Source organism: Lactobacillus sp. UMNPBX12 (genome assembly GCF_002553955.1).
GTDB classification, from domain to species: domain Bacteria; phylum Bacillota; class Bacilli; order Lactobacillales; family Lactobacillaceae; genus Lactobacillus; species Lactobacillus crispatus.
Window position 1 is genome coordinate 159,326 of sequence record NZ_PCYY01000002.1, and the last position, 11,080, is coordinate 170,405.

General features: G+C 36.6%; 10 protein-coding genes and 1 pseudogene. 7 read left to right on the forward strand and 4 right to left on the reverse strand.

Annotation, left to right across the window (positions count from 1 at the left end; genetic code table 11):
* Positions 1-6: 6 nt before the first annotated feature.
* From dapB to CP363_RS01730, 4 genes are all read left to right on the forward strand, one after another.
* On the forward strand, positions 7-786 hold the full coding sequence (dapB, locus tag CP363_RS01715; protein ID WP_098035734.1) for a 4-hydroxy-tetrahydrodipicolinate reductase: 780 nt from the start codon (positions 7-9) through the stop codon (positions 784-786).
* An 11-nt stretch (positions 787-797) separates the two neighbouring features.
* Entirely contained in the window at positions 798-1,973 is a 1,176-nt protein-coding gene (locus tag CP363_RS01720; RefSeq protein WP_089143519.1) for an aminotransferase class I/II-fold pyridoxal phosphate-dependent enzyme, read from the forward strand.
* Positions 1,973-3,031 (forward strand): aspartate-semialdehyde dehydrogenase, encoded by a 1,059-nt coding sequence (locus CP363_RS01725; protein WP_098035735.1) that lies wholly within the window; start codon positions 1,973-1,975, stop codon positions 3,029-3,031. Before CP363_RS01720 ends, CP363_RS01725 begins: the two co-directional genes overlap by 1 nt.
* 162 nt (positions 3,032-3,193) lie before the next feature.
* Complete coding sequence (locus tag CP363_RS01730; RefSeq protein WP_098035736.1) at positions 3,194-4,237, forward strand: serine hydrolase; 1,044 nt, start codon at positions 3,194-3,196, stop codon at positions 4,235-4,237.
* A 42-nt stretch (positions 4,238-4,279) separates the two neighbouring features.
* Here the strand turns inward: CP363_RS01730 and CP363_RS01735 are convergent, their stop codons facing one another.
* Positions 4,280-5,890 (reverse strand): Mbeg1-like protein, encoded by a 1,611-nt coding sequence (locus tag CP363_RS01735; RefSeq protein WP_005718909.1) that lies wholly within the window; start codon positions 5,888-5,890, stop codon positions 4,280-4,282.
* Between the two features lie 335 nt (positions 5,891-6,225).
* Here CP363_RS01735 and CP363_RS01740 point away from each other — a divergent pair, with 335 nt between their 5' ends.
* The gene (locus CP363_RS01740) at positions 6,226-6,492 is read left to right on the forward strand and encodes an FMN-binding protein (protein WP_005728109.1); all 267 of its coding nucleotides are present in this window, start codon (positions 6,226-6,228) and stop codon (positions 6,490-6,492) included.
* Positions 6,493-6,501: 9 nt separating this feature from the next.
* Positions 6,502-7,017: a hypothetical protein gene (locus CP363_RS01745; protein WP_060461855.1), complete on the forward strand. Its 516-nt coding sequence runs from the start codon at positions 6,502-6,504 to the stop codon at positions 7,015-7,017.
* 25 nt (positions 7,018-7,042) lie between these two features.
* Here the strand turns inward: CP363_RS01745 and CP363_RS01750 are convergent, their stop codons facing one another.
* Positions 7,043-7,969, reverse strand: a complete 927-nt coding sequence (locus CP363_RS01750; protein ID WP_098035737.1) for a nucleoside hydrolase — start codon at positions 7,967-7,969, stop codon at positions 7,043-7,045.
* A gap of 131 nt (positions 7,970-8,100) precedes the next feature.
* On the opposite strand from CP363_RS01750, the pseudogene CP363_RS01755 reads away from it, so the two are divergent.
* Positions 8,101-8,756, forward strand: a pseudogene (locus CP363_RS01755) (DNA alkylation repair protein).
* 63 nt (positions 8,757-8,819) lie between these two features.
* Here the strand turns inward: CP363_RS01755 and CP363_RS01760 are convergent.
* Positions 8,820-10,268, reverse strand: coding sequence for a 6-phospho-beta-glucosidase (locus CP363_RS01760; protein WP_098035738.1), 1,449 nt, complete (start codon positions 10,266-10,268; stop codon positions 8,820-8,822).
* A gap of 86 nt (positions 10,269-10,354) precedes the next feature.
* On the reverse strand, positions 10,355-11,032 hold the full coding sequence (locus tag CP363_RS01765; RefSeq protein WP_098035739.1) for a GntR family transcriptional regulator: 678 nt from the start codon (positions 11,030-11,032) through the stop codon (positions 10,355-10,357).
* Positions 11,033-11,080: the final 48 nt, after the last annotated feature.

The following is an 11,080-nucleotide window of genomic DNA, read 5'->3' on the forward strand; positions in this document are numbered from 1 at the left end:
GACGAGATGCCTAAAAAAGTACTAATAGCTGGGTTTACTGGCGCAATGGGGCAAAAGGCTGTTAGTTTAGTTAATCAGCTGCCCAATTTTGAATTGGTGGCTGGATTTGCTCCAAAGGCAGTAAATGAGCCTGAAAGATATCATTTACCTAAAACAGCCCAAATTTTTAACCAATTAAGTCAAATTCCTGACCATGCTGCAGATATTTGGATTGATTTTACTACTCCCGCAGCTGTCTATGACAATGTTTGTTTTGCTTTAACGCATCAAATTAAACCTATTGTTGGAACTACTGGCTTGAGTGATGATCAAGAAGCAACTTTGATTGAACTAGCCAAAAAGGAAAAATTAGGTGGTTTAATCGCACCTAATTTTGGAATGTCAGCAGTTTTATTAATGAAGTTTGCTGAAGAAGCTGCTAAGTATTTCCCTGATGTTGAAATTATTGAAATGCATCATGCAGATAAAAAAGATGCACCTTCAGGCACTGCCTTAGCTACTGCAAAAATGATCGCGCAAAATCGTCCTGAACATCAAACTGCGCCTGATGAAACTGAGACTTTAGCCAATGTTCGCGGTGGAGATTATCAAGGAATTAAAATCCATTCAGTACGCTTACCTGGCTATATTGCACATGAGCAAGTTTTATTTGGTGGACCTGGCGAAGCTTTAACCATTAGACAGGATTCATTTGATCGTGATTCCTTTATGAGTGGGGTTAAAGTTGCTTTAGAAAAAGTTGATCAATTAACTGAACTAGTTATTGGCTTAGAGAATATTTTATAAGAGGAAAAATTATGCCAGAATTAGCAAATGACTTGGCTTTAAGTAAGAAGATTCAATCTGTTAAGGCTTCGGGGATTAGGATTTTTGATAATAAAGTTTCAACCATTCCTGGAATTATCAAGCTGACTTTGGGTGAGCCTGATATGAATACACCTGAGCATGTTAAAACAGCTGCAATTGAAAGTATTCGAAATAATGATTCACACTATGCGCCACAAAAGGGAAAATTGGAACTTAGGCAAGCAATTAGCAATTATTTGAAAAAAGCAACTGGAGTAGTTTACGATCCAGAAACTGAAATTGTGGTTACAGTTGGCGCAACTGAAGCAATTAATGCGACACTATTTTCAATTACCAATCCGGGTGATAAGGTTGCTATTCCTACACCGGTATTTTCACTATATTGGCCAGTTGCAACTTTAGCAGATGCAGATTATGTATTAATGAACACGTCAGAAGATAACTTTAAATTAAGGCCAGAAAGATTAGAAAGTACACTTAAGGAAGAATCTAATATCAAGGCGGTTATCTTAAACTACCCAGTTAATCCGACAGGAGTTGAATACACCGAAAGCGAAATTAGGGCATTAGCTGAAGTGATAAAAGCACACAATCTGTACGTAATTACTGATGAAATTTACAGTACTTTAACTTATGGCGTTAAGCATTTTTCAATTGCAAGTGTGATTCCTGAACGGGCAATTTATATTTCTGGATTATCTAAGTCACATGCAATGACAGGATACCGACTGGGTTATGTAGCTGGTCCGGCAAAAATTATGGAACAAATTGGTAAAGTCCATGGTTTAATGGTTACGACTACAACTGACTCTTCTCAAGCTGCAGCGACTGAAGCTTTGGAGCATGGATTGGATGATCCAGAAAAATACCGCAAAATATATCAAAGACGGCGCGATTTTGTGTTGGATGAATTAGCTAAGATGGGGATGCAAGCAGTTAAACCACAGGGAGCATTTTATATTTTCGCTAAGATTCCAGCTAAATATGGTAAAAATGATATGCAATTTGCACTGGATTTAGCATTTGAAGCAAAAGTCGGTATTACTCCAGGTAGTGCTTTTGGTCCTGGTGGAGAAGGGTACGTTAGAATGTCATATGCTTCCAGTGATGAAAATCTACATGAAGCGATGGAAAGAATGAAGAATTTTTTGCGAGGAGAAAAATAATAGTGAAAGAATATAATGTTGCAATTCTAGGTGCTACTGGTGCCGTGGGAAGAAGAATGATCGAACAATTGGAACAATCAACGATTCCAGTTAAAAGCTTAAAGCTACTCGCATCCTCACGTTCAGCAGGTACAGTTTTAAAATTTAAGGATCAAGATTTGACAGTTGAAGAAACTACACCAGAATCATTTGATGGTGTAGATTTAGTACTTTCCTCAGCTGGTGGTGCAGTGTCAAAGAAGTTTCTGCCGGAAGCCGTTAAGCGTGGTGCTGTCTGTGTTGATAATACATCAGCATTTAGAATGGAACCAGATGTACCACTGGTTGTACCTGAAGTTAATCCAGAAGCATTGAAAAAGCATCACGGCATCATTGCCAATCCAAATTGTTCAACAATTCAAATGGTAATGGCTTTGGAACCAGTTCGAAGAAAATTTGGTTTGAAACAAATTATCGTTTCCACTTATCAAGCTGCTTCAGGAGCAGGGCAAGCAGCAATTGATGAATTAAAAAAGGAAAGTCAAGATTACCTTGATGGTAAAGACATGCAAGCAGATGCTCATATTTTACCTACTAAAGGAGACAAAAAGCATTACCCATTAGCCTTTAATTTGTTACCTCAAATTGATGTTTTAGAAGATAGTGGCTATTCTCATGAAGAATGGAAGATGATTCATGAAACAAAGAAGATCATGCTAAATGACATGAATGCCAAAGATATCAAGGTAACTGCAACTTGTGTTAGGGTTCCTGTGCCAATTTCTCATGGGGAAAGTGTCTACTTTACTGTTGAAGATGAGACTGCAACGGCACAAGATATTAAAGATACAGTTGCTGCCTTTCCAGGTAATGTTTTGGAAGATGATATTAAACATCAAATTTATCCGCAACCAATTAATGCAACAGGTAAGCGAGAAACTTTTGTTGGCCGCATTCGCCCTGATTATGAAAATAAGGGTGCCTTCAACATGTGGATTGTAGCCGATAATTTGCTTAAGGGTGCTGCATGGAATACGGTTGAAAATGCGGAATACCTAGTTAAGATGAACTTACTATAAAAATTTTGAAAAATAAAAATGAAAGCGCAAACCATGATTAAAAGTGATTTTGCGCTTTTTGATTGTGGTAGAATAGTTCAGGATTAAAAGGAGATTGAAATTTTGAAGACACTAAAAAAGTTCGGGATAGCTTTCATTTTATTTTGTTCATCGTGTTTGATAATGTCAAATCATGCTGTGCAGGCGAAGAGTTATTCAAATAAGCAACTATGGCAATATACGCTTAAGATGATGAAAAAGCATCAGTTACGAGGAAGCATTGAAATTGTAAAAAATGGGCATGCTCAACGTGTTAGCTTAGGCTACGGTTATTACAGCAAACGACTGAAAAATGGCAATACAAAATTGCTTTATCCAGTTGGTTCTTTGCAAAAGATGGTTACTGCTGCAATAATTACACAGTTAATCTACCAGAAGAAATTCAATCAGAATACTAAGATTTCACGCTGGTATCCAAATTTGAAGCATGCAAACCAAATTACGGTGGGGCAGTTAATGACACATACCTCAGGAATTAACGTAATTGGAACAGAATCTAATCATGGAGTTAATTTTTCTGAAAATGGCGCGATCAATTGGATAATTGCCCAAGCCAATGCACGAGAAAATACGGGACGCAGTAAATTTAATTACAATAATGCTAACTATGTTTTGCTGGCAGGCATTATCAGTAAAGTAACGGGAAAGTCTTATGCTGCTAATGTGAAACAGCGGGTTATTCGACCATTGAAGTTGAAGCAAACCTATATTTACCAACAAATTCCGCGGTCAAAGACTGATGCGATTTCATATCTTTATTCTGGTGGTAAAAATTACAGTGCTAGTGCCTATGCTAATCGTAATGTTGTTTCTCAATTGCCTGGTGCTGGGAATCTATTTTCAACGGCTAATGATTATTATAAAATCCAATCAGGTATGCAAAATGGCAAGATTCTGACTAAAAAACAGTTCCATTATCTTGGTCATTTAAGTTCTAAGGTTAATACTTACTCAGGTGGTTTTTATCTGAAAAAGAATCAAACTTTAAAAGTCGCTTATGGCAATTTTGGTGATACCCACTTTGTTAACTGGATGCAACTGACTACTGATAATCAGAATGGAATTGTAATGTTTTTGAATCAAACTTATGGTAGTAAAAATCATATTCGTGCAATCGGGTATAACATTTTAAAGCATATAAAGGCTAATACCTTTATTAAGGGCTAAGAAAAAAGCTTGTTAACTGATATTGAAGTTAACAAGCTTTTTTTAACGATGATTTTTAGGCATTTTGCTGCGCTGGCCAAATAATTCGCCAACTAACTTGAAGAAGCCGTAAGCAATTAGCAAAATACCGATAATAATAATTGCTCTCCGATTAAAGGCACTAGGGTTAACCACTACGATAATTCCTAAAGCAAAAGCAATTAATGCCTCGATCGCTACAATAGTAATCTGAAAAATTCCGGGTAATTTACGAAAGACTAGTTGCCTAATTCGAATGTAGGAATAGATAATTAAGAATAGTCCTAAGAAGTAGTGAGCTAAGAAAATTAGTAGACGGTTATTAGAAATTAACGCGGTTGATAAAGCAAAAACTACTAAATACGAAATAATAAAGAAGTTTTTTTGTCGGTCTTTTAGACTAGATTTTGCCGTTGTTAAAATTTGGTGAACACTGAAACCAATCCCCGTGAAGGCAACTAGGGCGCCAAAAGCGCGCACTGCATATTGGGGTAGAGTTAGACTAATGATTCCTAATACTACCAGCACCCAACCAACAATTGTGTCTGTTGAGAAAAGCGCTTTGGTCAGTTGCTGGCTCTTGATCGTCTGCCAAATGCTGGAAAATAATGAACCAAAGACGAAACGGGTTCGCCGAGATGAATCAGCCAGTGAAAACAAAATTGCACCAAAACCGCCAAAACCATTTTTATCAAGTTCGTTGATCTTAGTTGCGCCGCTAGAGCTTAAAGCAGAGAAGAGGTCATTAGTTAAAGACTCACGTTCTTCTAGGGTGGCGTTACCAATCCATTGATTGATTAGTTGATTATATACTTGAGATTGAGCATTGCGGTGGCGTCTGGTGTCGAAGTTAGAACCGATTATTTGCCAGGAAAAAGCATCGTGTTGGCTTAGTCCCTTGCGAGTACTATCAACAATAGTGGCTGGAATATTTTTCGACTCAAATAAGCGACCGATGACGCTAAAATCTGGCACAAAGCGGCGTAGAGTATTTTGCAAATACTTATTAGGGAGCTGAGCACCAATTTCTTCTGCAATTCCAGGTGAATCAAAGGTATAAATACGTTTGATTCTTTTTCTTAATTTGGGCTCAATATTAATGGCAGCATATTCAGCTAAATTGCCACCTTTTGAGTGACCGCCTAAGTAATAATCTTGATCATCAGCTTTGAGAATAGTTTCGAGCAATTTTACTGCTTGTTGTTGGGCTACAGTGATTTTAAAACTAATTTCAAAATCTTCTTTCCAGCCAATTAGTGAATCGTCAGTCCCACGAAAAGCAATAAAGTTGGTCCCATCAGTTAGTTCAATTTTGATTGCACTAAATTGAGTATGTTCAGTTAACGTACTAATAAAATACGACAGTTTTGCATTTTTAAAGCGGTCTGCATGAGCCATTAATTTAAATAGTTCTTGGTATTGCAAATTATCATAACGAGGATGATCATCTGCAAAATAGAGCTTGGCAGCCTTCTCTAAACTAATTGTCGTTCCGTTACTTTTAACAATACCTGGTAATTCAAGATAAGAAAAAATAGATAAAACAAGTGCATCAATATCATTAAAAGGCGATGTTGAGAAGTCAACGTCACCACGCCATTTTAAATATGTAAGAATATTATTATCTGGATACATGCTTTACCTTCTTTAAATATAACTTTATAATTCCATTTCAATTTTAACGTAACTTATAAAGGATAGTGCAAGAAAAAAGCCCTTTTGAGAAAATTTTCAAAAGAACTTAGGATTTGATATAACATCAGTTATTTATTGTGGTATAATAAAACAGGTAGAAGGGGATTCTACTACCTGCACATGGGTCATAATAAGGACTTATAAAAACAATCAAGACCCAAGAAATAGTATATCAATATGATATACTAAACACAATATCTTTGTGGCTTTTTTTAGGAATACTGTTATATTTATTATATAGCAGTATTTTTGTTTTATAAAAAAGAGGAAAAAGGATGTTAAAAGAAGGAACATATAGTGCCCGTGCACGCGGCATGGCAGGCTTTGTAGGTGTGACATTAACTGTAGCTGATAATAAAATTTCAACTGTAGATTTAGATTTATCTACGGAAACGCCGCAGTATGGTCAAAAAGCAGAAAAAACATTAAAGCAGGAAATTTTGGATAAACAATCTGCTGATATCGACGCTGTTACTGGTGCAACATTTACTTCCAATGGGGTTAAAGAGGCTACAAGCGAAGCCTTAAAACAGGCAAAGTAGGAGATAACTGTGCACGTTACTACATATTTCATCATTGCTGTAATTATTATAGTAGTATTTTTGTTATTCAGATCAGAGCACAAGTTTGAATTCTTAAAGGCTGCAATTTTATTTGTCATTCAGCTGTGTTGTTCAACAATTAATTTCTTAATTTTCATGGTAATTGCGTATTTGATCATGAGTCAATGGGACCATGTTAATTTGGGAAACTTGTTTTTGCTGTTAGCAGCATTTGTTGTACTTTCAGGTGTTTTTGTTTATTGGGGGATGCGACTGGCTAGCAAAATTTTTAAGTTTTCGACAACTACACTCACTTTGGTAGAATATTATATTCAGTGGTCGTTAATATATGTTACAGTTTATCAAGCGATATTTAGTAACATAAAACATATTACTTCAATTACAAACTTCATCAGAGTAGGTAATTTTTTAGATCCAAATTTGTTTGTAGTTGTGATACTGCCATCATTCATTTCAGTTTGGATTGCGGTAATTCTTTACAAAAAGTCAATTAAGGCAATATAAAAAAGAGGCGTGAGCCTCTTTTTTGTTATTTTCTTTCTAAAATTTCATCCATCTTTTGGAAGAAGAGATCCTTATTGGCTTTAGTAACAAGAGTTACTTCTCTTCCTTTAGGATCCCGTACAAAGCTTCCTGCACTTAACCCATCAGTGATGACTCTTGCTTTAGCCGTTTCGGTTTCAACAACTTCTGGATATAGTGCGCTGATTGTAGTTAGCACATCCCAAAGGTAGAGTTCGGCTGATGGTATAGATACGATTAGACTATAGCCTTGTCCTATCAAGTCCATTGCAGGATATTTGCGTAAACTTGCCCAGTGCTGGCGCAACTCATCGTTAAGTGGTAATTCTTCCGTACTTTCTAATCCGACCATCTGAATTGGAATATTTGATTCAAATACGCGTTTAACTGCGTATGGATCCCAAAACGAGTTCCATTCTTGACTACCGTCAGCGTTAACCATAGCAACGTTGCCGTGCCCATCAAGAGAACCACCCATCCAATAAAGTTTTTCAATGTTTTTCTCAATGTCGGGATCGACATCTAAAGCGCGAGCTAGGTCAGTTAACGGACCTGTCATAACTAAAGCGATAGGCTCGTCTGCTTCTTTAATTTTTTCGACCATGTCTAAATGAGCAGGAAGCTTTGCCTGTTGCGTATCAATCTTGCCACTTTCATTGAGCATGGGAAGATAATTAAATGAATAAGTTGCCATCCGCCACTCGTGAGGAAATTGGTTGACTGCACGTGAGTTGGAACGAGCAATAGTCAAATCATCACCACGTAAGTTAAAAAGATCGGTCATTTTGCGACATGCTTCAACACTAGGATCAATGTAGCCGTCTGCATCAATTGCACCAACGCCTAAAAGTTTGATATTTGGTGCTTGTAGTAAGAGCAGATAAGATACTAAATCATCGATATTACCATCATGGTTAAAATAAATTTGTTTCATTGTTTATGCCTTTCTTAATATAGATACTTTTATTCTACCAAGATTTTAGTTGAAATGATCGGGTAGATGATTATTTTTACGATAAGCGTCTCTAGAATTTGGAGACCTCTTTTTGTGCTAAAATAAAAAACATGAATATTGAAACATTAAAAAAAGAATTTAGCGCTCGGGCAAATGAAGAAAAGGCCAATCATCTTGTTGGTTACATGCGAAATCAATTTCTATTCTATGGCCTACAAACACCAGAACGTAGGGCGATTTCTCATAATTTTTTGAAAGATGAAAAGAAGAAAAAAGAAGTTGACTGGAAGTTGCTAGACCAGGCATGGGATGAAGAACAACGCGAATTGCAATATTTTGCCTGTGATTATTTATTGGCAATGAAAAAGTATATTGTTTTTGATGATTTAGCTAAAATTGAGCGTTTTGTTAGAACAAAGCAATGGTGGGATACGATTGACTCATTAATCAAAATTTATGGCTATGTTGGCTTAACGGATAATCGAGTAGACGATCTAATGCTCAAGTGGTCGCAAGATCCAGATTTCTGGGTAAGAAGGGTCGCGATTGAGCATCAATTATTGCGTAAAAAGAAAATGAACACCGCGTTATTACAAAAAATTATTGAAAATAATCTTGATAGTCAGGAGTTTTTTATCAATAAGGCATTGGCTGGGCTTTGCGTGATTACTCTAAGACCAATCCAGATTGGGTGCGTAACTTCATTGAACTGCATCGAGAGCATTTAGCTAAATTGAGTATTAAAGAAGGCAGTAAATATTTATAAAATAAAAAACTGATATTCAATGATTAAAGTCTGAATATCAGTTTTTTGCTATTAATAGTTTAATTAATCTAAGTCTTGACCGTTAGATTCGATAACTTTCTTGTACCAGAAGAATGAGTCCTTACGTGAACGAGCCAATGTACCTTCACCAGCATCGTTTTTATCAACGTAGATAAAGCCGTAGCGCTTATCCATTTGACCAGTACCTGCAGAAACAAGGTCAATACAGCCCCATGGTAAGTAGCCCATTAAGTTAACTCCATCGAGTTCAACTGCCTTTTCCATTTCTGAAATATGGTTTCTTAAGTAGTCAATTCTGTAGTCATCGTGAATTGACCCATCAGTTTCAACTTTATCGTAAGCTCCAAGACCATTTTCAACGATGAATAATGGTTTGTGATAACGGTCTTGCAATTGATTTAATGCAATTCTTAAGCCTTCTGGGTCAATTTCCCAGCCCCAATCGCTACGCTTTAAGGTTGGATTCTTAGCAACAGCTTTAGCCAAATCAGTTAATTCATCAGGTTTAACTTTTTCGCTAGAAACGGTAGTAGTCTGATAGTAGGAGAAGCCAACGTAGTCAACGGTGCCTTCCTTTAGGACAATTTTATCTTCATCAGTTATATCAGGACGATAGCCATTTCGTTCAATGTAGGCTTCAACTGCATTTGGATATTCACCAAAAACATGTACATCTGAGAACCAGTCACGGCGTTGCTCCCATTTATCAGCTAAAAGGACATCATCACTTGATGGAGTGAGCGGACGTACAGGTGAGTAGTTAATCATACAACCGATTTGGAAATCAGGATTAATCTTGTGACCAATCTTAACAGCTAAGGCTGAAGCAACTAATTCATAGTGACCTGCTTGATACATGGCGGCTTCTTTATCTCTGTCAGTCATGCCATCTTTGAACAAAATGCCTGAGTTAGTAGTCATCAAGAAATCATTATTGAATGCAGACTGATTATCAATTTCGTTAAAGGTCATCCAGTACTTAACTTTATTCTTGTAGCGTTTGAAGCAAACTTCTGCAAAACGAACGAAGAAATCGATTACTTTTCGGTTGGTAAAACCACCATAGTTTTTAGCTAAATTAAAAGGCATTTCAAAGTGGGAGAGGGTAATAACGGGTTCAATGCCGTATTCATGACAAGTATCGAATAAGTCGTCATAGAACTTTAAACCCTCCTCGTTAGGTTCGGCTTCATCACCATTAGGAAAGATTCTTGTCCAGGCAATTGAAGTTCTAAAAGCCTTGAAGCCCATTTCAGCCATTAATTTAATGTCTTCTTTGTAGTGATGATAAAAATCAATGGCTGAGTGATTAGGATAATTTTTGCCTTCAAGAACACCGTCAGTAATTTCACGTGGCCTAGTAGCTGAACCAACGGTCATTACATCAGCAACAGAAGTACCTTTTCCTCCTTCTTTCCAAGCACCTTCAAGTTGGTGGGCAGCAACTGCACCACCCCATAAAAAGTTTTTAGGCATTTTTGCTGAATACATTAAATTTTTCCTCACTTTCTTGTATGTAATTGGAAACGCTTACGAGAGCCATTTTGCCATAATTGATTTTTTTAATCAAGTAACACTTATTTGCCATTAACTGTTAAATCACCACGGTCATAGCGATTACGTGACTCAGAAATTTCAAAAGGTCGTCCGTCTTCAAGGAATGCCTTTTGCTGAATACATAAAACAGGATCATCATTTTTACATTCAAGATACTTCATATCATATGCATCAGATTTTTCAGCTGTAATAATGCGATGTGCTCGGCCGATCTTAAGCCCAAGATCATTTTGAATATAAGAGTAGATTGACTTGTGCAAAATATCTAGGGTGATACCGGGGATGCGGCTAACTGGCATCACGGTATATTCTAATTTAGCTGGCTTTTTATTTAAAATTCGTTGTCTAATAATATCGTAAACTTCGTCATCTTTTTCTAAACAAAGAGCTTTTCGTTCACTAATACTAGGTTTGCGAATGTTAAAGGCAATCACATTACTGGTTATTGCGAGAGCATTATTGACATGACGAGTAAAGCCGGTATGCTCATTGACATCAGAATTAAGAAAAATGTCGGGAATAGACTTGCTTGTAATAAAGGTCCCATGTCCCTTGACAGTCCGTATTAATTTTTTATTTTGTAAAATCTTTAAGGCGTGAACGATTGTGACCCGACTAGTTTGATATTTTTGGGCCAGTTCAAATTGTTCAGGTAGTTTTCTTGTATATTTTTTCTCAATAATATTTTTTTGGCGGATTGTAAAATCAAATTGAACACTTCGTTCAAATATTAAAAAAAGTCCATT